The following is a 23,198-nucleotide window of genomic DNA, read 5'->3' on the forward strand; positions in this document are numbered from 1 at the left end:
ATTTTGTCAAAGGCAGGGAAGGTCGCTAGGCATCCAGGCATTGTCCTTGGAGCAGAAGGCTTTGGCGACCAAATCCGAAATATGGTGCATGAAAAACACGTCCTGGACTTTGATTTCTCCTAAGCCTGCACTTCGGAGTTCTGCCAGCATATCGGCCTGCTTATAGGTGCTGTAGGTTTCGATGAACTTGCGGTCGACTTCCTTCAGGTTCACCACCACGTTGCTGAAAGGAATCTTGATGGCTTTATATTCCAGATCATAATCACCATCAAATGGAGCGATCTCCTGATTGAGCTCGTCTTCGTTGAGCTGGAGTTTGGCGAATAAGACGTTCGTCAGATCCAGATCCTTGAGCAAGGGCCGGTTAAAGAGTTGGACTTTGCCCGGCAGAATATCGTGCATGGCGCGCAGGGCAGCCTGCTCCACATTGTTCGCGGGCTCATCCCGGGCTTCCGTCGGCAGGTCCAGTCCACTCAAGCGCACATAGCTTTCTTTTACCCACGTTTGAAAGAGCACCACTGTGCTGCGTCGGGCCTCATCAGCGGTTTCTGTCTTCAGCTTCTCTTGATAGTGGCCCACGAGGCTCATTGTGATCGTGCAGACAGGGGCGTTCTCGCAATTTTTTGGATTGCCGCCCGCTTCCCAGCTCTTGCCCGTGCCATAATCAAAAATAGTACTCAGATCCAAGCGGCCGTTTTCGGTGTTCTCATTTTTCTTGTTATCCCACGAAAATATATCATGAGACATAAGCCCTATAACACCGATGTCACGCAACTGAGCTGCTTCCGCCTTCCAACCTGCCAACGCTCCGATGAGGAGAACACCCAGTTTCCAGTTATGGACGATCATTTGATACTCCATCTGTGTGTGTAAATGAAATTGAAACTCAATATAAGGATCGTGATGGGGTTTGGCTAGCAGTTTCCGAGACTGCAGTTCGAGCGGACGTCTCTTGTTGGAGAGTGGCGGGAATCTATTTTTTTGCGCTCCTCGTCGTGCATTAACTGGAATGGATGACTGTAGGGGTGCGCAAAGGCTTCAAGTTGGCGAATCAACGTTTTTCACGATCGCTTTCCAACAAAGGAATTCATAAATGATCCTCATCGACAGCAAGGGACCCAGCAAAATCATGCTTTCGTGTATGAACGCAAAGAAAAACACGACCAGGCAGAATCGAAGAATCATGCGTCTTCGCATGGAAATATACTCGCATATGTACCAGGCTAGAATGAGCAGTAAGTACAAAATTGTGGCAATCCCATTCGCAATATGAATTCGATCATGGCCGTTAACGTCAGCGCTCACGCTGGTCAGGATCAGATCTCCTCCCCCAAGAGCCACGATGGCAAGCATCGATCCTCCCCCGGCCGCCATGTCTGCGAATTTGCGTTTCAATTGAGAGCTCAATGCACGCTTTTTTACTAGAAAGTCAGCATAGGTCATTCGTTTCTGTGCTTTCACTTCAACCTTCCTTGGCGATGCCATAGAATCATGCGATCCATCGGCCAGGGGGGCAGCTCCATTCGCACCCATAGCAGAATCCAACCTATGTATCTTCTTTGTGACTTCAATATCATACTTAAATGCAAAAAGTGGAATTTCGCTCTCAACTCCTTTTAGCTTGAATAGACCTCGACTGTTGTCGTCTTTCACAGCTGTCAGGATATCTTTGAGTTGGATGTTCTGAAATTACGCTGTCAGAGGTCGACCCCATGCGTATTTGTAGGTGCTCAAGAAGGCGAGGACGGGGTAGGTATACCAGGGCCACTTCCGCCGATGACATCAAGGCTCTTCTGCCTTGGAACTTTTCGATCAGACACTGACCATGTCTGGACAACCAGCGGCCCCGGGTATCAGTTGCGGAAATTGATGACTTGCCTGCGGTTGCATCGTAAAACAGCCGGGCGGCAGACTGTAATCCTTGCTTAACGCGCTTTTAGTGAGCGCCATGACCCAGGGGCAGCGTGATTTCGAACGCGAAATCGCAGAAATTCCCTGCGGGGTCTTTCCTCTCTCTGAGTTGTATCGTGATGGTCCCCCCGACCTTTTCGATAAAACTTCGGACCGCGCTCATCCCGATCCCCCGGCCGGAAATATCTGAAACTGCGGTGGCCGTCGACGTGCCTGGAGCGAAGATGGTCTGGGCCACTTCCAGATCGGAGCTGGAGCTATTGAGCATGCCACTCTGCAAACCTCTTTCACGGAGTTTACCAAGTGCCAATCCCCGCCCGTCGTCACGAATCGTAATCCTGACCGCAATCTCCCCGGCTTGCGCTGCTATGGACAGGAAACCGCTCTGTGGTTTGCCTGCCGCCAATCTCTCGGCTGGCATCTCGATTCCGTGGTCAAGTGAGTTGCGCAGGATGTGGATCATGCAGTTGTCGATGGCTATCCTTTGCTCAGGTCCGATCGAGACTGGGTCGATCTGGAAATCAAATATCGGATCGGCCTTGCCTATATCGCGAGCGATCTTGATAGCCTGCTCCTTGTATCCATCGAAAATGCCCGGAAGCTGTTCAAAGATCATGCTCGTAAGCGCATCGCATTGGTCCCTGAGCCAGAGCACGATCTTCTCGACATCAACAAAGGGCCCTTTGATCATATCTTTCATCACATGGCAGTGGCTTTCCAAAAAATCCCGCTCGATGATGACCTTGCTATAGCTGTCCGTCCGGTTCAGCTTATCCCGATTCACGGAAACGTAGGCATTGAGGACGCGAAAGGCTTCATCGACGTCGTCCTTCAAACGCTTGCGATCGATTGGCAAACCCCGCTTGATAATGTCGGCATAACGTTCCTCCATGTCGTGAATCGTACGGGCTAGAGCTTTGAGCTGCAGGGTCCTTGCCGCTCCTTTCACCGTATGCGCATTGACAAAGAGCATGCGCACGGACGAATCCGTCAGCGGAACTTCAACGTTCTCCACGATCCTTCGATTTTCGCTGAGGAGCGGGATAGTGGTCGAGAAGAATTGCGACATCTTCCCTGCGGGCACGATGAGGAGCTCCTGGATCAGTTCGAGGACGCTCCTTTGGACCTGCGTTTCCCTTTCCAGTGCCTTCTCCTCGGTGACATCGAGCAAGGTGACCAAGATCTGAGTCGTGAAGCCGCCGTCCATCACAGCGTTCCAGGTGGCCTTCAGGTACCTGGGGGACCCGCCTCCGACGAACACAAACTCGGTCGGCAACTTGCTCACATTGATGTCGAAGTTAAGGGAAATCTCGCCTGCGGAGCTGAGGATGGCCTGCCACGCTTGATCCTTTTCGTCCGATCCCATCGTGCAGCGATCCAGCACGAGGTCTTTAAAGCTCATTCCGGCGGCCGGGGTCGTGTTGAGGACGTCGGCCAGGTGGGCCGAGAAATCGTTCGATATCCGGCCGTCCGCCTCGATGGAAAGCACGCCTTGTGGAATATGGTCAAGCAGTGTCCTCACTCTTTTTTTCGCGACTTCCGACTCGAGGAGGGCCGCCGTTTGCTTTGACTTGAAGATATAGGCGAAGTACCCCACCCAAAGGATGGAACCGAATTGGATGATGGCATTGAAGTAGACGTGACGCTGACTGAAGAGTGGAAATTGAAAGCCCCAATCCCCTGACTCTCGCGGATGAATCGAAACCGCCACAGCACCGGCAAGAGAAGCGAAGACTATTGTGAAGTAGACGCCGGTTTTCGTGGTCGTTATGAGAAAGATTGAAATCACCGACAGCGCAATCCATGCAAACGCCGTGCTCCATGCGCCTCCCGATACCCAGGAGATGGCTATCATATTGAGCGCCCCGCCGATGCACCCTATCAGGTTCGCATGGTACAGGCTTTTGTACCGGCGCATGATCCAGAGGCTCAGGGCGGTACTGGAGAGACCAACCAGGACGAGTGATGCCGCCGCTTGCAAGTTAGGGAACACGAAAAGGAAAACTGGAATGTAGACTATGTAAGTGATGACGGCAATCAATGCGAACCAGATGGCCCCGACGACTTCGGTCCTGTGGACCAGATCCGGAAAACGCTCCTCGGTAACGTTGTAGGCCCATTTGAGCAGGCTTTCAATTCGAGCTGCGACTCGCTGCATGGGGATGACTTCCTATCGACTTCGATGTTCCTACCATTATATCACCTAAACAGCCCTTCGCGGTTTCGTGCCTTGTCAGGAGCACGGCGATTAAAGTTCATGAGACCTTTGGACAAGGCGTGGCGAGTGCTGGTCCTGATGGCTTTGAAAAAGCGTCGCCCGAGCCGTAGCAAGCCCTGTGTCGGGCTGCGAAAACGGGGCTCCAGGCTACGAAACAGAAGGAGGCAATATACGGTCAACTTTCGGGATCCCGCTCAGCGGTGTCTGCGGATGAGGCCTGGATTATCCCTCGCCAAAAGACTGTAATTTTCAAGGCCAACAAGTGGGGCGCTAACAAGTGTAATGTGTTTGGTTTCGAAAGCATTCGCAAGCAGACCGCGAGCGAGAATCCATCGGTTTCCTTCAACAACCGTATGCTCTCAAGATCCTTGACCGACCGCATGCAAAAATTCAAGGATGAGGCCCTGGCCCAGTTGTTTTCTGCGGCACGCGCAAGATGGGACGAGTAAACGCAATTGTCACATTTCAGGGTGACAAATCCCTCCGGGCCGCCCGCCAGGGGATGCGCCGGCGCAGAAGCGGGCTGTAAATATTCTCCTGCATGGCCATCAAAGAACCAAGTCGATCTCCTTGCTGGCCTTGAACATTGCGTTGTTGCAAAACCCCGAATCCGCACGCAAAAGCGGAGGCTCACGGCGGGGCATGCCAGGCAGATGACGCGCCACCTTCCTGACCACAAACGGACCATCCTCCGAGGTAAAAGTATTTCCTGGCCTTACGTTCAGGTCGTTGGCAGTCGGATGTAAAGGTCATCGATTAAGGTTGAGAGAATCCTTGGTAGTATTCACGATGCCTGCGCAGCTCTTCCGCTATATTGAAAGCTCTGTAGCAAGGCGAGAGATGTTCGTCTGTCATGCGCGCTATGGGTGGACGCTTGGACCAGTCCAAATCCATGAGCTTCCGACATTCTTTTCCCCCGACTTCGCCAAATGCCAAAGGCACACCAAGGTTGGTCTCATCTTCAGCGAGTTTCACGAAAGTTTCAATCATGACCTTCGGATCAAACCCCATTCGCAGGTAGATTTCCAGCCCCAGTTCGTCAGCTTCGACTTCCTTGCTATAGAATCCCAGATCCTGATCTATCGCAGCATCCTGCAGGAAAGCCACAGCAGGAGCATTGTGCTCTTGAACAATCCTGGGCATTTCAACGTTGAGCGCAATTCCATACTCATGGAGGCTGGTAAAATTTTGTTCGCTCAAGGGGGGCAATTTCAGCAACTTCTGTTGGAGATTTAAAGCATCGATAAAGCCTTTGGCGATGCCAGGGTTCTTAAACGTCAAGGAGTGAAAGCAATCTACGGCCACTTTTTCAGCGTTAAGATAGGCAACTGGATTGATATCGCCGTCAAACGCAGCAATAAGGTCGAGCATTGTGAAATAGTCCCTATTTTCTGCCAACTGATGCAGTGCGTTGCAAGGGTTTGTGCATGCAACCTCTCTATACCAGCGTTGGCTGCAATAGCCTTTTTTGGAAAAATTGAGACCTATATAGGCTTCACCCGCTATGGCAAGCAGAAGCGGTGGATACACGGAGCCTTCCACCTTTCGATCAATACGGAGTTGTTTAACGGCTTCTAAAATTTTCCGGCCTTTCTCATCCATTTGAGGGTCGCGGAGCGGTTTTCCCACTCGATTGCGATCATTGGCGAAAAAATAGGAATATGCGCCCAGGGGTTGGACAGTATGAGCGCGATAGTAGTGAGAAACCTCATGAGCCAACACCGCATAAATCTCGGCCTCTGAAAAATTTTTCAAGAGACCGGCGTCAACACTGATCCAGTTCAGCATATGCGGAAGCTGAAGCTGCTTTGCCGACATAGCCATAGGACATTTTTGCTGGTCCTGGTCCCGGAAAATAAGTCCAGGTTTACGAACTTCTATAAGGCAGGATGGCAAATGGAACTGCAACCAACTTTGCAGAGAAGCAAGACTCTCCTGCCTGACAGACAGAGCCTGATCACAGGGTGTCCATTGTCTATCCAAACTTCCTCCGGCGGTATTTAATCGAAGCGGGTATGTTCCAGTGGAACCGCCTTCTGCGCCTGTGACTTTGGTTTCGATCGCGAGATTGTAGCAGTGACCACCATCCCAAGCCGCTGCATTCAGGCTGGCGTCGGGATCACCAACCGAATTGACGAGTACAATAGCTTGGGGCTTGGGAATGTCCTTGATTGCAGGATGGTGCTGACTGAGCTGCTGGTGGATGCGATCGAGCATGATCTGCACCTTGGCCTGCCGAGGATCAGAGAATTCAACTGGCGTTTTTCCGAGGAAATCGAGTCGGAATTGATTCATAGCCAGAAATTGTTGACGATCGCGAGCCAGCCATTGCCAGGGTGAAGCTTGGTTTGTAAATTGGCCGCTGTCATGCTGAAGGACAGAGCTATTGGTTTTGCAGGAAACTGGCAAAAAGATAAAACAGACCAGAAAGAGTTCTGCACATAGAATTCCTTTTCGCATTTTCACCCCAACCAGATTCAGAAATTGAATGAATTATTCTCGAAATCATGCCAATTTTAAGGATGAATTCCGAATAATTCAAGTAAACTTCGCTCCTGTTACGACAATATCAACATTACCAGGCAGTATATTATCAATGTAATGCATTCCGTTGAAACCTGAGCCACGGTAAGCTCCTCCATGCGCTCACATCCGCACCCGGCCTGATTCCAATCCACATGAACTATTATAAAGGCACTCAATTACGGCAAAATTCAGAGTCGAATCCCGTCGGCAGGATGCTCTTTGACCAAAATTAGCTATTTAGCGGGTTCTTCGTGGGTTGCCAGAAGGAAAGCCGAAAAGGCTTTCATGAATCAACGGAGTCAAATCAAATGATGTCTGGAAAGTGCTTCGTGAGCGCCATCGCTGCTTTAGTTCTTTCATCAAGTCTTACGTCTTGTCAGAAGGATGAGGAAGAAAAGGAAGGCAATGCCATCCTTGTCATGGATGCTTACCCTGAAAAAGCCATCGAAGGACAGGATATGACTCTCAATCGCATACGTGTCTGGCTGTCTGCTCCCAACGGGGATGGACCGGGTGTTGTGACCTTGGTCGATATGTATGAAGTTGAAATTTGGGCGACCCTCAGCGGCGAAGAGAAGAGTCGCTACCAAAATATTTCTGGTCTTAAAGCTGATGCGGAAGGCAATCTCTATTCGGGTTTTGTCAACAACCAACCCGGCACTACAATTTTTCGGCCCAACTCGACGGGCATTGACCAGTATACCCTGACTGCAACGGATGGGCTTTTGACCAGCCTTTTCCCCCGCTATCATACACGTATCAACGAAGCGGTTATCACGAGTGCTGGCACAACGTACTCGAATTCAGATTTTGATGTGTCTCAGATTCAAGATGGACCGTGGACCAACTTCCCTTCCCGTGTGGCTACGGAACTCTATACAAGGATTCGTTATGTGGAGAATGTGGACTTCGCCACAAAAGCAAAGATGGCTTGTTTTGTGAAATCATCGGACGGAACCGACGTGAACCAGGGAACTTACATTCTTGGTGCTATCGAGTTGGGCACTGCATTCAAAGGTCCGGTTGTAAGCCAGGTCTCAACTTCAGGGGATGCCAGCGGTGATGACGACAAGATGTGGATTACCTATCAGGACAGCTGGTACTTGACCGGCCTCAATATCCAAAACCTCACTATTAGAACCTACCGGGTACTCGCCGCCCCCTACTATTTGGTTCGGGAATTACCAGGCGTTGACACGGATCAAACTGCCCCCAGAATTTCAGGTGCGGAATCCCTGTTACGGGCGTGCAATACTGCAGCCAACGCGTCCGGGGGGACGTTCAGTTTTCTCCTCGGCGCGACTATTGACGGCATGTATTCCTCTCAAAGTGCTCCTCACTGTGCAGCCTTGCAGACCGCCTCGGCTGATCCGAGCAGCGCCGCAGCCATTCCACTGTCGGGCTATCTCGTGTCCGCTGGCGGCAACTCCTGTGATTTCTCGACAGGTGCCCTTGGCTTAACCGCAGGAACCTGGAATGGCAGTGCACACCCGATAGGCTCCAGCGTCAGCAGTCCATTATCCTCCGCCATGTATCGGACAGCAACATCCATTGTGGAAACGGCCCTTCAATAATTCATTGGTCTTTGCTGGGGGTACTTCTTGCCGGAAATTCGAAACCATAAACTGAATCAGTCCAAAGGCGGTTTGTCCAGGACCCGCCTGGAATTATTTTTTCTTGATGCACTTCCCGAAAATCAACTTTCAGCTAAAATGAAATGATGGATTTATGGTAAATATTTGAGGGGTTGACTGTGAAAATCTTAATTGTCGATGATAACAAGGATATATCGGATTTGCTTGAGAATATTATAAGCGAGTCGTTTCAGGTGCAGGAGGTCATCGTCAGCAATCATGGTGCTGAAGCTCTGCTGGCCTGCATGAAACACACGTTCGATCTGATCGTCACGGATTACGAGATGCCCGTGATCAACGGGATGGAATTCCTCAGTATCCTGCGCAACCTGCAAATACCGAATCAGTCTGTTCCTGTCATTTTTCTATCGGCCTTCGTGCCAATCATCCAGGATTCGGCAAAGGTCTATGAAAATGTTTTTTTCATAGACAAACCGGTCGAGTTCAACAAATTTTTGAAGTTGATTTCGATACTGATCAAATCCCCGATCCGCAAAATAATATAAGGCTGTAGGGAAATACAAACCCGTCATCAACGAACCCCATCTGACCTCGTCCCAGCAAATCCCCTGGCCACAAAAGGACTGTCGCTTCTCGACCGGAATGAAAATCGTAAGGCTCTATAAGAGTTCACAATGGTGAATCTGAGCCTCAAGACCTGCAATCATGGATTTCTTAGCAAAAACTTATACCAGACAGTTGGTGGTCAACTGCGTTTCCTATGAGCCGCGACGAACATCGAATGGTTGGATAGAACATTTCCTTAAAAAAAGCCCCAAACAGCTTCCGCCATTTGGGGTCTTTCTTTGCTATCGAGCTTCTTCGAGATTTCTCCAAAAGAAACCAAATAATACCAACAACTTATTTCGAGTAAAATTCGACAATAAGCTCGAGCGGGCATCCTCATGCGATTCCTTTGGTGGCCCCTGATATAGTGGGGTTTCTGGTCGGCATTCTTTCGGCTCTGACCGGTCTTTGTGGTGGATTTTTCTATATTCCGGCCTTTGTTTTATTAGGCGGCTGCAGCATCAAGGAAGCCGTGGGCACCAGCCTCGCGACTGTATTTTTAACGAGTGCCAATGGCCGCCATCACCTATGGAGCTGGCCTATCGAATATTCCCATTGCCCTGCTGCTCATGGCGGATGTCATTGGGGGCACTCAATTGGGAGCCTCCATCGCGCATCGTTCGCGCAATGATAGCCTGCAGCTGCTGTTTGTCCTGCTGATTTTCGCGGCTCATGCATCGATGCTGTTGAAGCGTTTTTGGGATACAGCCGCGAATATTGTGCTGTTCGGTAGTGGCCTAGTTTTGATTGTCATGGCTCTTTATAAAGTGCTCAGGCCCCGGTGCAAACCCTCTTCCTGATTCGTGCATCGGGAGCTTGAATCCAGATCGAAATTTGGTCAGGACGCCAGGTGCAGCGGCTTCGGACTTTCTTCATCATGATCATCTTCATCAAAATCGGCTGGAGCTTCGCGATCATCCGGCTGGGCTGCCACGGAATGATTTTGGCCCAGGACGATCCCGCTGAGATTGAGTACGGCCCGGTTGAGGGTTTGGGCTTCCCGATTGAGCATGCTGGACAACGTCATCGTTTCATGGGCCATGTTGGAATTGATGGCCGTGGTCTCATCGAGTTCATTCATCGCAGTCGTGATATTATGAATGCCATCAGCCTCTTCACGAGCTGCCGATGAAATTTCGCCCATCAGCGCTTTTACGGAACTTACGTGTTCAACGACTTCCGATAGGATTTCTTCGCAACGATTGGCAATGCGCATGCCAACCGCTACCTTATCAGCACCTGCCTGGGAAAGCCTTTCCGTTTGACCGCGTGACTCCTCGATGATGGCAGCAACTTCCGCACGGCTGGTCCGCAGGAGCTCTGTGATAGCGCGGGCCGATTCACCACTCATACGGGCCAGGGTCCCGACCTCCTCTGCGACTATGGAAAAGCCTCTACCGTTCTCGCCTGCTCGCGCTGCCTCAACCGAAGCATTGAAAGACAAGAGCTTGGTCTGAAAAACGATCTCGTTAATGACCTGAGTCCGCTCGGCTATCTTTTCAATGATGCTCAGCATGGCCACCATACGCTGGTTCCCCGCCTGATTCTGGTCTATCATCCCCGACATGGCGCCTTGAATCGCCTCCATCGCTTCCCGCATATTGGCCACAGAAGCCTTGCCTTCCGTGGAAATGTGAAGACTCATCTCGGCTTTTTGCGCCGACATATTCGCGCTCTCGACACTCTTGTCCACCATCGCGGATATCTCGTTGATGGTCGATACTGTTTCCTGGATGGCAGACGCCTGTTCACTGACCGCAGTTGAAGTTTTTTCCGATGTGCTTTGCAAAGACACTGAAGCCTTCAGATTTTTTTCGCCGGAACTGCGGATGATGTGCGATAGATCGATTAAGCTGCGGGTCAAAGCAGAAAACTCGCGGGTGGACAAAATAATGACAAGGACGGTCAGGATTGCCGCGCCCAGGAAAATGAAGTTCACGGTACTGACAAGCGTCTGGAGAGAATTCATATGCGCGTTGTTATAAATCCGGACCTGCTCATTGACCTTGATAATAAAGTTTTCAATGTTCTGGAGCGCGCCTTCCTGCTTTTGCCTTTGTGCCATCAAATCCGTATAACCGTTATTGATCAAACCCAGCTTTTCCTTGTACGCGGCAGCACCGGAAAGGATGCCGGCACGTTCTTCTGGTTTGAAATGAGAATTATTTTTCAGAAATTTTTCGAGAAAGGTTATCTCCTGATCCATCTTATCAATATAGGATCGCTCCCGTCTGGCAAGATAATCTTTTTCATGGCGACGAATCGTCAGATAGGACACCATGACCCGCGGTTGGTCCGGTGATTTATTTTCCTTCAGAATTTTTTCCATGCTATGTGCGACAACACGCAATTCGCCCAGGTACCCCGAGGAAGCATCGCCTTCTTCAACCAAACGCTGACTGATGACATCGAAATAGGTCTGATAGGATTTGATCTCGCTTTCGAAGGATTCAACCTGGGTCCGTGGAATCACATCCTGGTCCAAAGCTTTCACCTCAGATATATCCTCAAAAACATGAGACAAGGATTCCTTGCGCCGCTCGATCATAGCTTGATCACGTTTCATGATATAGGCGAACTCGTCACGGGACACACGATGGATATGATCGGCGATGCGAATCGATAGTACTTCCAGGCGGCTGTTGGAATTCACCATATGAGCATAGTCCGCGGCCACGATCCGGGAGCATAAAAACCCCAAACCCATGCCGGATAAACTCAATCCGCCGATGATACCAAGGGACCAAAAGGTCTTGGCTTGCATGGGCAGGTTGCGAAAACGGGACAAAATCCGCATCAGCGACCCCCTTCGATATGCTTGCCTCCATCGTCCAATGGGTTAAAACCTTTACCCTATTTATGATGAAGATTTCGTCATTCCAGGCTGTGTCTGACGATTGCCTAATTTTGTGATACATTGCCGCGATCTCGCAAGGAGGCGATGGTGCGGCGGCATGAGCTTAGTAAAGAGCAGTATGAGTTGATTGAAGATCTGCTTCCTATGAATGGCAACAGAGGTGGCCAGTGGAAAAATCACCGCGAGCTTTTAAACGGGATGTTTTGGGTTCTATACAGCGGAGCTCAATGGCGTGAGATGCCTGAACGCTATGGTCCGTGGAAGACAGTATACGACCGATTTCGTCGGTGGGGTCGAGATGGAACCATTGAAAAAATGCTGTCTCGATTTCATCTAAAACTGGACGAGAATGGATACATTGATATATCGGAAGCGTTTATCGATTCCACCATAATCCGATCAAGTCGATCCGCCGCCGGAGCAAAAAAAAGTCCTGAGAGCGAACCCTCTGGTCATGCGCTAGGAATGTCCCGCGGTGGATTCGGAACGAAGATCCACCTTGCATGCGATAAGAATGGTGTCCCACTTTCGGTAGTGATCACGGGAGGCCTGGTCCATGATTCGACGCAAGTGGAATCGGTCTTGAACAAAATCAGAATTCCAAGGCAGGGCGCGGTCGACCAACCTGCTTCAGCTGCACCTGCTGTCAGCGTCGACTGATAATTCATCGTCCTATACACCTGGCGATGTAAAGACAATGTTTCATTTTGGGTCCAGCAAATATTCCAAAGCGAGGAAAACATATTTTCTCGGATCGTTCCCTACTTTGTTCAGGATTTCAATGGCAGGATGAGATACCTTCCCACAGTTCAACTGCAAAGGAGAATCCATGTTGCGCTTATTCCAGGCAGGAATAATTCTAAGCTTCTGCACCGAGCTGTCCGCTGCGGGCCTGACTCCGCATGGGCAGTGGCCTTTGTTTCGTGGGGATCCAAGGAACAATGGCCACCAAAATCATCGTTTCCAATCCGACGCGATGCGCCAGACTTGGTCCTATCAAACTGGTAAAGGCATCTTCAGCAGCGCGGTCATCGATGATCAGGGATCCATTTTTGTAGGATCAGCTGACACCTGGTTCTATTCGATAGCTGCCGATGGTTCCTTGAATTGGCGCTATAAGACTGGTGAAATCATCGATTCGTCCGCAGCCCTCAGTCGCGACGCGAACGGTCGCTATCTGACCGTGCCCTCAGGTGACGGGTATCTGCATCAGCTTCAACTTCAGGAAGACAGCCGCTCGCAGCCTGAGGAGCTCTGGACCTTTGATGCCGCCGCTCACCCGCATCCCAATGGCAAGGGCTACAACTGGTTCGAAGGCAATGTGGCGATCGGGCCTGATGGTAATCTCTACGCGGGCAACACCAACTGGAATTTCTATTCGGTCGGTGCTGACGGATCCTTGCGTTGGTCCTTTCCGGCGAGAAATATGAACTGGTCAGCGGCCGCATTCGACCAGGAAGGCTATCTCTATATTGCTTCCCTGGATTTTCACTTTCGCAAGCTGCGGATATCGGACGGCAAGGTGATGTGGGAGCAGCGCAGCCTGGGTTTCAATTCCGGCTCACTCGCTCTGTTTGAAGATATGGTGATCGGCACTTCGTTCGATCACAAGGTCTATGCACTCAATCGGAATAGCGGCCATATTCTTTGGACTTTCAACTCAGAAGACCACATCTACAGTTCGGTCGCGGTAACGGGTTCGCGGATCTATGCGACGAGCACGGATGGTCGGCTCTACGCTTTGGATTTCACTGGAAAACAGCTCTGGTCCTTTGACAGTCATGATGTGGTTCGTTCATCGCCGGTGGTCAATCAAGGGCCGGATGGAGAGGATGTGATCTATTTCGGCGGTGGTAACGGCCTGCTCTACGCGGTCAATGCCGATGGCAGGCTGCGCTGGGCCTTTGACACCAATTCCAGGAGTTCTGAGCTGGCGGATCGCAATGATTTGAATGCATCGCCGACTCTTTCCGATACTGCGGTGATCATAGGTGGGGAACATGGGACGATCTGGTCGGTGCCGTATGATTACCCCCTCCTGCATCCGGAGGATCCTCGAAGTCTCGTGAATCTGCCCGAGTCTCCGGATGGGATCGTCGCGCACGTCCTGACTCCAGGGTCGCGCATTGTTCCACGAGGCGAATCCTCGGCCATCGGCGCTGCCTCGATCATGGCTTTGAAACTGGAACGAAACAAGGATGGCAAGAGGCAGCCAGGTGGTGTCAATGCCTGGCTCGGTCGCACCAAAATCAAACTGAATCCGGAGATTCCCTTCGAATGGCAGGTCTCGGCCGATGCGGACACGATCTTCATCAGACCGCGGGATTTCTGGACGCCGGGGCAGACGTATGAGGTGTCGATCGATAGCCAATGGATGAGCCATGGGCTGAAGGTTGGAGCCTTGGAAATCGGTGGCAGCCGATTCACGGCATTCACCGATACCTTGCAGGTGAAGGTCACAGATCAGCATTTGAAGGCGCTGCCCTGGTCTTCGCCAGCTGCATTCGCGGACGTTCTTGAAGTGCGCCGCCTCTCGGTCAATCAGCCCTCCATGATGCCGAGTTTGAATCAGATCGGTTTTGATAGCTATTACTGGCTGGTCAGCCTGGTGGAAAAGGGATCAAGGTGAAATTGAAGTCCCTCGAATTCCGGGGGCAGCTCCAGGCCGATCAGGGATCGGGTTCGATGGCGAGCTTCTTTGCCAATCCGGCAGCTGGCAGTGACTGGACCTATGTCCCAGCCATTGCCGGCTTAGGGCTTCTCAACAAGGATCTGCGCATGCCGATGGCAGGCACGTTTCTGACCGCAGACTCTCCATCGGTGCCAAAGCCGCAGGATTTTGCGCTTCTTTCGTTAAAAATCCGCGCTCCGAACCTTTTTCAGGATGGATTGTTGACGGCCGAAGTGCGCGGAGGGATTGACCAGGATTTCGATTTTCTGGTGACGGATCGGACCCAAAGCCGGACGATAAGTTTCATGCGGGGGCCGACTGTGCATTCGGGCGCCGGTGACCATCGCGTGATCGAGCAGATTATCCCGCGTGGAACGCCCTGGCCGAAGAATGCGGATGTGAGGCTCATGGTCGGACTCTATCCATTCCAGCTACAATAATTTTTAAAGTGGGGGCTCGCCTCCCATGACCATCTGTATGGCCAATGAATGCCATGCTTCCAGACGATACTTACGATGCCAACTCCATCTTTGTCCTGTAAGCACTCAAAGTTTCGGAGGCTTTTTACAAAACTTCTCCATCCTGGCTCCAGGTTGACCCTGAATTCCTATCCAAACGGACGATGCGGCCTTGACGCCTTCCTCGGACTCCATTAATAATGCCCCCCACAACGCTGAGGGACCCCTAGTATGATGTCATACCTTTTTCGATATCTGGTTATGAGTTGCTGCTTTTTGAGTGCAGGGCTGGCTTTTGCGGACGCAGGATTGCGCACGCTGTATGTGACCGATTTTAACAATCGCTATCACAACTACAATCAAACTCAAAAAAATCTGCAAAAAATTCTTTACCAAAACATCAACCTCGACCTTACCGTGGTGGGGCGGAAAAGCAAGGACAGTCTGGACTTATTGAAAAAGCCGGGTTTTTTGCAAGGCTATCAGCTGTTCATTTATAATGCCTGTTTTGCCGATAACACCGATCTGGCTCTGCTGAGAAATTTGAATCAGGAAATTCGCAGTAGCGGGGTCCCAACCGTATTCCTGCACTGCGCGATGCACAATTTCCGTTGGAGCTCAACGGATCCTGGCGTCCACGGATTGGGCAAAACCAAGCGTTTGAAGAAATCCTGGTCAAAGGCCTGGCCTCAGGAAGAATTTCCTGCATTCTGGCAGCTGACTGGGATGGATACTGTTAATCACGATTTGATCGGTCCTTTTACCGTCGATAAAGTGGGATCACATCCGATCATTCGAAATTTGCCTGAACATTGGACTTTGGCGCGGGATGAGCGTTACCAGACTTTGAAATTGCAGGAGAATGTCATACCCTTGTTGAAATCGGGTAATCATACTGTTGCCTGGTTGCATCAGGCCGGCAAAGCCAAAATCTTCGCCACCACTCTGGGCCACGATGATAACACGCAGCTGGACCCGAAATTCGCGGAACTTTTAAGCCGAGGTATTTTTTATATCACGGGCTATTTAAACGAAGCAGGGGAAGTGGATCCTCAAGCTCTGGGCCAAAAGATTTTTGCCAACTACTCGGGATCGATTCAATGCTATCCCCAAAGCATAGTTGAACCAGAAAATCTGGAAGCTGTTCAGGCCGCAGTGCGCCTGGCTGCAGAGCGTCAGCTGAAGATTAAAGTCGTCTCCATTGATAAACCCAACAGCTACAGTGAAATTCTTTGTCCGGAAAAAGGCGGCCTGCTGATCAATGTCAAACATTTGAACCGGATTCTGGCCGTGGATCCGAAGGCTCTGACTGTGACTGTAGAGCCCGGTGTGACAGTGGAAGCATTAGGCCAGGCCCTGCATCTCCAAGGTTTGAGTTTTGCCACGACTGCGGATTACACCGGTATTACCATTGCCGGCGGAATTGCCACTGCCGCCCACCATTCCTCTCTGACTTTGCCGGTGAGCATGAGCGAATATGTTGAAGCTCTCGAATTGGTTGATGCCCAAGGTGAACTGCATCGTTACACAGGAGCAGAAGCCCGGCGCTATGCAACCCATTTGGGTGTCCTGGGCGTGGTAACGCAAATCACTCTGCGCGTGGAGCCGGAATTCAAACTGCAGTATGGCTATGAAGCCGAAAGCGATGAAAGCCTGGAACACACGATTGAAACGCTTGTCCGCCAGCACAGTTATGGTCGGGTATCCTGGTTTGCCGGTGCGGGACGCTATGTCCTGGAATACTTTGATAAGGTTCCGGTCAGCAAGTACGGTGATTCAGAAAATAATCTTTGGAGCAGCACCGCCGGAGCCTTCCGTTGGGTTGGAGATCTGCCATATACCCTCATCAACGCTGGCCCCCGCATTTTGCAATGCACCGGTGAGGCTATACGTTCACGAGTCTGGCTGGCTCCTGTGAAGAATGTAGGTTCCGACGATTGGAAAAGACCTGTGGGTTTTGCCTATAAAATGCTGGGATCAGCTTGTGCTGCTGGCAAGTGTCCTTGGGATTACGGTGCTAAAAATCGAAGCATTGAAGTGGCAATTCCTCTGTCGCAGCTGAAAAATTGGATGCAAGATGTTCGGCAGGTGCTCGCCAAGGATCACGGTTGTTTCCCTGTGCTTGGTCTTTACCTGCGCTTCAGTCCAGCTGCGGAATCCTGGATGTCCATGGCGCGCGGCGAGGACACTGTGATGTTTGAAATCCATATCCCAACCGTGGACAAGCAGGATATTTTTGAACAGTCCGTCCAAGTCTATGATGAAATTTTGCAGTTAAGCCTGCATAAATACCAGGGTCGCCCGCACTGGGGAAAAAACAGCCGGCCGGTCTTTACTGGAGTGGGTGAGCGTTATCCGGATTGGCACAATTTCTTGAAGGTCCAAAAGAACCTGGATCCCCAAGGCTTGTTCGAGAATGATTTCTTCCGCAGTTTGAAAGGCAAGGACGTCAGTCTCCGCTATCCAGCCTGTGCCCGAAGCCATGATTGCTTTTGTGAAGCGGACAGTGATTGCGGAACTGGATATGTCTGCCGACCCGGTCTGGAGTTTTCTGAAGCGCGGGTCTGTTTGAAGCCCTGAAATAGGAAGTTGCCCACCCAGGATTATATGAAAGCATGCACCTGCTGAGGGACATCGGGTGCATCAGGACACCCGTGCCGCCACATGAGACGGCAGATAGGCCCAGAGACGAAAAGGAAGGCTGCTGGCGTTTTCAATATCCACGCCGTCCAGATTGAAGATGACGTCGCCGCCAAGTTCCCGATACTGCATCCGCACGGCATCCAGTCCCACCCCGCGCCCGGAGATTTCACTGACCGTATCTTTGGTCGAAAAACCCGGATGGAAGAGCATTTCTGTGGCCTCGCTAACGGTCATGGGCCGGGTCAATTTCCAGAGGCCCTGGTCGCGGGCTTTCTTTTCGATCCTGGAGATTTGCACGCCGCGGCCATCGTCTTCGTAGGTGATTTCAAAACGGCCATCGACTTCACGCACCACCAGCATGATGTGACCTTGGGGGGCCTTGCCTTGATCCAGACGTTCCTGGGCATTCTCGATCCCATGATCCAGGGAATTGCGCACAACATGCAAAAAGGAGGACTGCACCATGTTTTCGGTTCGGGGCCGAAGCATGAGACTTTCCAGGCCGATGAGACTCACGCGGGGTTTTTCCTTGCCAAGATCCACAGCCAGTCGATCGACTTCCTTCAACATCCCATCGAAGACATGCTGGGCCGACCGATAGAGGTAGACACTCAGAAAGTCCTGCACCGCATGCATCAGTTCCCGCGAAGGCGCATCGAGCGGGAGGTTATCTTGTAGCGGGTGCAGCTTCGATTCCAAGAGAACGAGGTGGTGCTTTTCCAGAGGCAGTTCGGCGCCACTGTTGGCTTCGCGGCTGATTTTCTGCTGATAGATCAGCTGATATTCCTGCAGGCGTGCCGCGAGCTCAGTCAGGTCCGACTGCAATTTTTCGCGTTGGAACTTTTCATTGGGGCCGTAATGCTGCTCGGCATCATGCACGGCGCTGGTCAGGCGCCTGAGTCCCTGGGATCGGGCCAGACCCTTCAAGCTATGCAACTCAATGAACACAAGGCGCTTGATTTGATCAGTCGCCTCCGTGGAATTCAGCTTGTTGCGGCTTTTTTCCAGATGAATATTCGCCAGCTCGAAGAAGCGCGGCAGGGTCCCGAGCTCCGCGCCAAGGAGCTCGATCAGACAGTCGAGTTCCGCCTGTCGATGCTGCTTTTCCACCTGTAACGCCCGCATGCTGGTCACGTCGCGGATGGTGATGAGAAGCCGTTCCACTTCCTGAGATTTACTGACCACGGCGTTCCAGTCGATCTCCAGGATGCGCTGCTGTCCGTCGCCTCGGGTGAAATTCAACTCGCGCGGCAACTGCCAGGAGTTCACGTCCCAGGCGTACAAGTCGGAACCAAAGGCGCTGAGCATAATTGTCTCAATGATGGATCTTTGTTCCGGGGTGATGCAATGACCCTGAAAGAGGAGTTCGGTGACCGACAGCCCACTCAATTCCTTTTGACCCAAAATATCTTCGAGATACCGGGAATAATGCGGCTGGATAGTCATATCATCGAGCACCAGGAAAATCACCTGAGGCACATGCTCCATGAGGGAACGAATATCCTGTGTCTGGCGATCCACTTCGATCTGGAGTTCATTCTGCAAGCGTTCAGCAGTTCGAAACGCGGTCGCAAAGCGTCGAGCTACGACCTGACTCTGCAGGAAGACAAAGACGTCAATGCCATACTGCATGATATAAGGCTGAGGAAACACATTGTACGAGACGAGGATATCATAGGCTATCGTTACCACGAGAACGAGCGCACTGCCAAGCGCCAGCTTCGCGCCTTCCATCTGCATGCGGATGGCCCGCACCATCACAACCAACGCGAACATGGACAGCAGGGCGATCATGAGCTGATAGAAATGGGAAATGCAGCTCATAGCCGTCCTTGCGAGGGCTCAGCTGGGTCAGTTCCAAACGATAGGTCCCGTAACCTTCCGGACCGAGAGGCTTGCCGCTGGTTTTATCCAGGAGCTTATTCCAGCCACTGCTGCCGCTGATTTTGTAGTCAGGTGCCTCAGTCAGGGCTTCAGGTTCGATGAATCGCTGCCAATAGAAATCCCAGGGGTCCGTCACGGTCTGCGCATGGAGGGGCAAAATACCAATAATACTTAGGATTATGCAACCAAGACTCAAGCGCAACTTTCCCATCCCAACTCCCTGTTTTGCGTCCTGATCAGCTCACGATTGCAGCGACTCACGTTAACGCGAAGGATTTTGGTCATTATACGCTATTGGGGGCGTGGATTTCGATCGAAAAACTGTCCATCCGGGAAGGCTTCGCGCAGGAGTCCCGTCCATTTCTTTTTGACAACAGCAGAAAGTCTGACCTGATATTGAACTTGCATGTTCGCAAATAGAGACGATTCTTCTCGGTTTTTTCAGCCAAGCATTTCAATTTTTTTCGTGCTTCGCGCCAGCCTTTCATGTCATATACGACGCAAAGAATGGAGAGGTGAAAGTGCGCAAAACTTTAATTGGCATGATTTTGGCTGTGACTTGTCCTTTTTATCCGATGCATGGTGAAACCGGGCCCCCCGCATCCCACTGGCGAAGTGCTCTGTATCCCAATGATTGGACCCCTGAGTGGACGGATCCCAAAGGCAACTTCCTGCATGACTTTTCCTTTGCCGGTTACCAACGTAGCGAGGTGAGAACCGCCGATCAAAGCCAAGCATCCATCCGTCGGGTGACCGATGCGCCTTATTTTGCGGATGCAACAGGGCAATCCAATGCAGCCCCTGCCATTCAAAAGGCGATCAATGATGCAGCGGCAGCGGGAGGAGGTGTCGTGTTGATTCCCGCGGGTCGCTTTAAACTTGAGGTGCCGCCGGGTCAGAAAACTGCCTTGAAAATACAAAGTTCTGGCATCATTCTGCGGGGTGAAGGCGCTGCGACCCAGCTTTTCACGAGAGAGACGAAGATGCGCGATAATAGCCTGATTCGTGTCGCTCCTCCTGTCGCTTCGTGGAAACAGTCGAGCCAGGAACCTCCGCATTTTTTAGTCCGTGACAGCGCCGAACGCTCACGTTTCATTGATCTGAAAACTCATACTGGTCTTCAGAAAGGTGATGCCATCATCATCCGCAGTGATGTGACGTTGGATTTTGCCAAAGAACTTGGAATGGAAGGATTGTGGGACCAACGACTTGAAGGCCCTCACTTTTATCGTGAGATTGTCGATATTGATCCGATGACAGGACGCGTCCTGGTCGATGTTCCCCTGCGTTTCCCACTTAAAGTTCGAGATATGGCTCGCGTTCACAAGGTTCAAGCACCTCTGCTGGAAATTGGTATTGAGAATTTGGCGTTTGGCATGGCGGAGCAAACCATTCCAGGCTTGGGTGAGAATGATTTCAGCCAGCAGGGTACAGCTGGCTATCAGTCTCACCGGGCATTCCTGCTCCGCTTCAATCATGTGCAGCATAGCTGGATCCATGGCATCAGCAGCTTTCAATTGCCTGAAAATAAAAGCCCGGTGCATCTTTTGTCCGGTGGGATAGCCCTGCATCAAGTTCGCTTTATAACCGTTGATGGGAGTGAGCTTTCCTACCCGCAGTATAAGGGAGCCGGTGGCAATGGATACCTTTTTGAATTGCAGAATGCCCAGGAGGTTCTGGTCAAAAACTCGAAGGCAACCGGCGGGCGTCATAACTTTGATGTGAAGTCCATGGGTTCAAGTGGGATCGTTTTCCTGCGTTGCGAAGCGCGTGAGGGGTATATGACGACCGACTTTCACATGCATCTCTCCCAGGCCGTTCTCTTTGATTCCATGCGTGTGGATGGCGACCAACTCGAAGCGAGATATCGTGACTATGGAACGATGAAGCATGGGCAAACAAGCACCCAATCTGTATTTTGGAATACTCATGGACTTCGCTATAGGACAGGGCAATCGACTATCGTCCATTCCCAGCAGTGGGGTCCTGGTTTCATCATTGGAACCCAGGGACCGGCCCACGAGGTGACCACACCAGGGGGCAGAAAAACCGAACCAGTCGACTGGAAAGAAGGCATAGGAGCGGGGGAGAATCTTGATCCACCGTCTTTGTATGAGGATCAGCTCAGAAGGCGCCTGCTCCAAAGGTGGTGAGGTCGCGCTTGAACCTCGTAAATTGGAAAGCGCATCCAATTGACGAAGCCACGGATTTCGGGCATCGCCAAAGCCCTGCTGACAATGGCATCAGGCTTTTGAACTGGCACAGGCTCGAAGATCGACTCGATGGCTCCATCCTTCAGCAAAGGCACGCGCAAGCCAAAGTAGTGGGTAGGGCTGACCGCTAGAACCTCGCGATAAAAAGGATTGGCCGCCGCCGGGCCGATCATCGCTTCAGTTAAGACCTCGGCATGCTGGTCTGAGAGCCATTTCCTGGTTCTATGATGCGCCCCATTATTGCCAGCCGTCATCGCTCCCAGCTTATTGCCTTATTTCTGCACCAGCCTTCGCTGCGCCGACGATCCAGGAGGACAATGAATAGAATACTGATGAAGCCAAATTTCTGGCCTATAAATAACTTGAATCAATACGCAATCAGACCAAATTGAAGAAAGAGCCATAAATAACCGATACGAAAGGAGCTATGCCGATATTGTGAGGTGGGTTTTATGAAGCATCTGAAGTTGCAGTTGCCTTCGGCCTTTTTTCTTCTGTTCGCCCTTGGTTTTGGCTGTGTCAGCGCCAGTGAGCACACGCTCCTTGAGCGCCGCCTGGCTGCAAGTGAAACACGACTCATGCAAACACGAAATGAACTCGACCGCCTGCAGAACGAGCGCGATCGTCTGCGTAAACATGTTGATACCTATAACGTTCAGGTGGGTGAACTGAACAGTGAACTTCATTCCCTGGATAATAAACAAAAAGCAGCCCGACTCGAACTGGAACGAGCCAAGGCGGCCAATCGGGAATTGTCGGAATCACTGGATGAGAAAGATAAAGCCCTGGGCCTTGCCGCGCGGTCCAAGGATGAACAGAAAAAGATGTTTGAAGCGTATCGCAATAAATTAAAGAAGCTTATTGAATCTGAGGATCTCACCGTCTCGCTGGTGGATGGCAAACTTGTGTTGTCACTTCCGTCCGATATCCTGTTTGCGTCTGGTTCAGCGCAGATATCCGAGCGCGGCCAGGATACATTTATGGAACTTGGCAGGATCCTGCAGTCCCTGAATGATAAACGCCTGCAGATCGAAGGTCATACGGATAATAATCCCATACGTGGCGGTCGATACGCCTCGAACTGGCATCTTGGTCATGGACGCGCCATGGCCGTGGTCGACATCCTTATTAAAACAGGCGTTCCAGCAAGCCAGTTGAGTGCCGCTTCCTATGGTGAGCATCACCCCAAGGGTCCGAACATCGACGACGCTTCCCGGCAAAGGAATCGTCGTATCGAAATCGTTATCATTCCACACCTTGGGGTTCTTGCTGAGGAACCGGTTCTGGACGATGCGAAGTACGCTCACTGATTTACAGACCACCGTCGCCCCATTGCGAAGAAGGTGCCCAAAGCAATCCAACAGCAGATCTTCCGTGGCATGCGGAGAGTAATAGCTGCTGGCCATGACTTCGATGCGTGGAGAAGGTTTGCCTAGGCATTCTGCAAGTTTACTCGCTCCTGGCAAATCCTGAACACGGGCATCAAAGATTCCAAGCGTTTTGCGACCAACTTGGAATCTTTCTTCAATTGACAATGGTTTCCACCTCGCCTGCCCCCGAGCGCACAAGACTCACAAAAAATGCGGTAGAATCATTCTCGCACGACGAGCGCAGTA

The 23,198-nt window shown here is 51.3% G+C and carries 19 protein-coding genes; 11 read left to right on the forward strand and 8 right to left on the reverse strand.

The window, feature by feature from the left end; genetic code table 11:
* Window positions 1-6: 6 nt before the first annotated feature.
* From VE954_RS16475 to VE954_RS16485, 3 genes are all read right to left on the reverse strand, one after another.
* On the reverse strand, window positions 7-849 hold the full coding sequence (locus VE954_RS16475) for a hypothetical protein (RefSeq protein ID WP_324954668.1): 843 nt from the start codon (window positions 847-849) through the stop codon (window positions 7-9).
* A gap of 189 nt (window positions 850-1,038) precedes the next feature.
* Window positions 1,039-1,653 (reverse strand): hypothetical protein, encoded by a 615-nt coding sequence (locus tag VE954_RS16480; protein WP_324954670.1) that lies wholly within the window; start codon window positions 1,651-1,653, stop codon window positions 1,039-1,041.
* Between the two features lie 283 nt (window positions 1,654-1,936).
* A complete protein-coding gene (locus VE954_RS16485) occupies window positions 1,937-4,069 on the reverse strand; it encodes an ATP-binding protein (protein WP_324954672.1) in 2,133 nt (710 codons plus the stop codon).
* Between the two features lie 260 nt (window positions 4,070-4,329).
* On the opposite strand from VE954_RS16485, the gene VE954_RS16490 reads away from it, so the two are divergent.
* Window positions 4,330-4,578 (forward strand): hypothetical protein, encoded by a 249-nt coding sequence (locus tag VE954_RS16490; RefSeq protein ID WP_324954674.1) that lies wholly within the window; start codon window positions 4,330-4,332, stop codon window positions 4,576-4,578.
* Window positions 4,579-4,885: 307 nt separating this feature from the next.
* On the opposite strand, the gene VE954_RS16495 is transcribed toward VE954_RS16490, so the two are convergent.
* The gene (locus VE954_RS16495; protein ID WP_324954675.1) at window positions 4,886-6,589 is read right to left on the reverse strand and encodes a M48 family metalloprotease; all 1,704 of its coding nucleotides are present in this window, start codon (window positions 6,587-6,589) and stop codon (window positions 4,886-4,888) included.
* 395 nt (window positions 6,590-6,984) lie between these two features.
* Between VE954_RS16495 and VE954_RS16500 the strand changes: the two genes are divergently transcribed.
* The 4 genes from VE954_RS16500 to VE954_RS16510 all read left to right on the forward strand — a co-directional run bounded on the left by VE954_RS16500 (window position 6,985) and on the right by VE954_RS16510 (window position 9,656).
* A complete protein-coding gene (locus VE954_RS16500; protein ID WP_324954677.1) occupies window positions 6,985-8,229 on the forward strand; it encodes a hypothetical protein in 1,245 nt (414 codons plus the stop codon).
* 179 nt (window positions 8,230-8,408) lie between these two features.
* A complete protein-coding gene (locus VE954_RS16505) occupies window positions 8,409-8,795 on the forward strand; it encodes a response regulator (protein WP_324954679.1) in 387 nt (128 codons plus the stop codon).
* 404 nt (window positions 8,796-9,199) lie between these two features.
* On the forward strand, window positions 9,200-9,487 hold the full coding sequence (locus tag VE954_RS43825; RefSeq protein WP_349263827.1) for a sulfite exporter TauE/SafE family protein: 288 nt from the start codon (window positions 9,200-9,202) through the stop codon (window positions 9,485-9,487).
* Complete coding sequence (locus tag VE954_RS16510; RefSeq protein WP_324954681.1) at window positions 9,369-9,656, forward strand: hypothetical protein; 288 nt, start codon at window positions 9,369-9,371, stop codon at window positions 9,654-9,656. Before VE954_RS43825 ends, VE954_RS16510 begins: the two co-directional genes overlap by 119 nt.
* A gap of 38 nt (window positions 9,657-9,694) precedes the next feature.
* On the opposite strand, the gene VE954_RS16515 is transcribed toward VE954_RS16510, so the two are convergent.
* The gene (locus VE954_RS16515; protein WP_324954683.1) at window positions 9,695-11,653 is read right to left on the reverse strand and encodes a methyl-accepting chemotaxis protein; all 1,959 of its coding nucleotides are present in this window, start codon (window positions 11,651-11,653) and stop codon (window positions 9,695-9,697) included.
* Between the two features lie 144 nt (window positions 11,654-11,797).
* Between VE954_RS16515 and VE954_RS16520 the strand changes: the two genes are divergently transcribed.
* From VE954_RS16520 to VE954_RS16535, 4 genes are all read left to right on the forward strand, one after another.
* Entirely contained in the window at window positions 11,798-12,373 is a 576-nt protein-coding gene (locus tag VE954_RS16520; protein ID WP_324954684.1) for an IS5 family transposase, read from the forward strand.
* A gap of 169 nt (window positions 12,374-12,542) precedes the next feature.
* Window positions 12,543-14,342: a PQQ-binding-like beta-propeller repeat protein gene (locus VE954_RS16525; RefSeq protein ID WP_324954686.1), complete on the forward strand. Its 1,800-nt coding sequence runs from the start codon at window positions 12,543-12,545 to the stop codon at window positions 14,340-14,342.
* Window positions 14,339-14,824, forward strand: a complete 486-nt coding sequence (locus tag VE954_RS16530; protein ID WP_324954688.1) for a hypothetical protein — start codon at window positions 14,339-14,341, stop codon at window positions 14,822-14,824. Before VE954_RS16525 ends, VE954_RS16530 begins: the two co-directional genes overlap by 4 nt.
* A 249-nt stretch (window positions 14,825-15,073) precedes the next feature.
* Complete coding sequence (locus tag VE954_RS16535; protein WP_324954690.1) at window positions 15,074-17,422, forward strand: D-arabinono-1,4-lactone oxidase; 2,349 nt, start codon at window positions 15,074-15,076, stop codon at window positions 17,420-17,422.
* A gap of 63 nt (window positions 17,423-17,485) precedes the next feature.
* Here the strand turns inward: VE954_RS16535 and VE954_RS16540 are convergent, their stop codons facing one another.
* Window positions 17,486-19,261 carry an ATP-binding protein gene (locus VE954_RS16540; RefSeq protein WP_324954703.1) on the reverse strand — a complete coding sequence of 592 codons (1,776 nt, stop codon included), beginning with the start codon at window positions 19,259-19,261 and terminating at the stop codon, window positions 17,486-17,488.
* On the reverse strand, window positions 19,158-19,580 hold the full coding sequence (locus tag VE954_RS16545; RefSeq protein ID WP_324954692.1) for a hypothetical protein: 423 nt from the start codon (window positions 19,578-19,580) through the stop codon (window positions 19,158-19,160). Before VE954_RS16545 ends, VE954_RS16540 begins: the two co-directional genes overlap by 104 nt.
* Before the next feature lie 310 nt (window positions 19,581-19,890).
* Here VE954_RS16545 and VE954_RS16550 point away from each other — a divergent pair, with 310 nt between their 5' ends.
* Entirely contained in the window at window positions 19,891-21,522 is a 1,632-nt protein-coding gene (locus VE954_RS16550; RefSeq protein WP_324954694.1) for a glycosyl hydrolase family 28-related protein, read from the forward strand.
* Here VE954_RS16550 and VE954_RS16555 read toward each other — a convergent pair.
* Complete coding sequence (locus VE954_RS16555) at window positions 21,489-21,836, reverse strand: hypothetical protein (protein ID WP_324954696.1); 348 nt, start codon at window positions 21,834-21,836, stop codon at window positions 21,489-21,491. The two genes, VE954_RS16550 and VE954_RS16555, sit on opposite strands and share 34 nt — an antisense overlap.
* 198 nt (window positions 21,837-22,034) lie before the next feature.
* Between VE954_RS16555 and VE954_RS16560 the strand changes: the two genes are divergently transcribed.
* Window positions 22,035-22,892, forward strand: coding sequence for an OmpA family protein (locus VE954_RS16560; protein WP_324954698.1), 858 nt, complete (start codon window positions 22,035-22,037; stop codon window positions 22,890-22,892).
* The last annotated feature ends 306 nt before the right edge of the window (window positions 22,893-23,198 follow it).

It is taken from the genome of Oligoflexus sp. (assembly GCF_035638955.1).
Taxonomy (GTDB): Bacteria; Bdellovibrionota_B; Oligoflexia; order Oligoflexales; family Oligoflexaceae; genus Oligoflexus.

What these genes read in the sequence shown, in the direction of transcription:
- VE954_RS16475 (WP_324954668.1), bottom strand. Translation starts at nt 849, where the DNA reads ATGATCGTCCATAACTGGAAACTGGGTGTTCTCCTCATCGGAGCGTTG.
- VE954_RS16485 (WP_324954672.1), bottom strand. Translation starts at nt 4,069, where the DNA reads ATGCAGCGAGTCGCAGCTCGAATTGAAAGCCTGCTCAAATGGGCCTAC.
- VE954_RS16495 (WP_324954675.1), bottom strand. Translation starts at nt 6,589, where the DNA reads ATGCGAAAAGGAATTCTATGTGCAGAACTCTTTCTGGTCTGTTTTATC.
- VE954_RS16510 (WP_324954681.1), top strand. Translation starts at nt 9,369, where the DNA reads ATGGCCGCCATCACCTATGGAGCTGGCCTATCGAATATTCCCATTGCC.
- VE954_RS16515 (WP_324954683.1), bottom strand. Translation starts at nt 11,653, where the DNA reads ATGCGGATTTTGTCCCGTTTTCGCAACCTGCCCATGCAAGCCAAGACC.
- VE954_RS16520 (WP_324954684.1), top strand. Translation starts at nt 11,798, where the DNA reads ATGGTGCGGCGGCATGAGCTTAGTAAAGAGCAGTATGAGTTGATTGAA.
- VE954_RS16525 (WP_324954686.1), top strand. Translation starts at nt 12,543, where the DNA reads ATGTTGCGCTTATTCCAGGCAGGAATAATTCTAAGCTTCTGCACCGAG.
- VE954_RS16535 (WP_324954690.1), top strand. Translation starts at nt 15,074, where the DNA reads ATGATGTCATACCTTTTTCGATATCTGGTTATGAGTTGCTGCTTTTTG.
- VE954_RS16540 (WP_324954703.1), bottom strand. Translation starts at nt 19,261, where the DNA reads ATGTTCGCGTTGGTTGTGATGGTGCGGGCCATCCGCATGCAGATGGAA.
- VE954_RS16545 (WP_324954692.1), bottom strand. Translation starts at nt 19,580, where the DNA reads ATGGGAAAGTTGCGCTTGAGTCTTGGTTGCATAATCCTAAGTATTATT.
- VE954_RS16555 (WP_324954696.1), bottom strand. Translation starts at nt 21,836, where the DNA reads ATGACGGCTGGCAATAATGGGGCGCATCATAGAACCAGGAAATGGCTC.
- VE954_RS16560 (WP_324954698.1), top strand. Translation starts at nt 22,035, where the DNA reads ATGAAGCATCTGAAGTTGCAGTTGCCTTCGGCCTTTTTTCTTCTGTTC.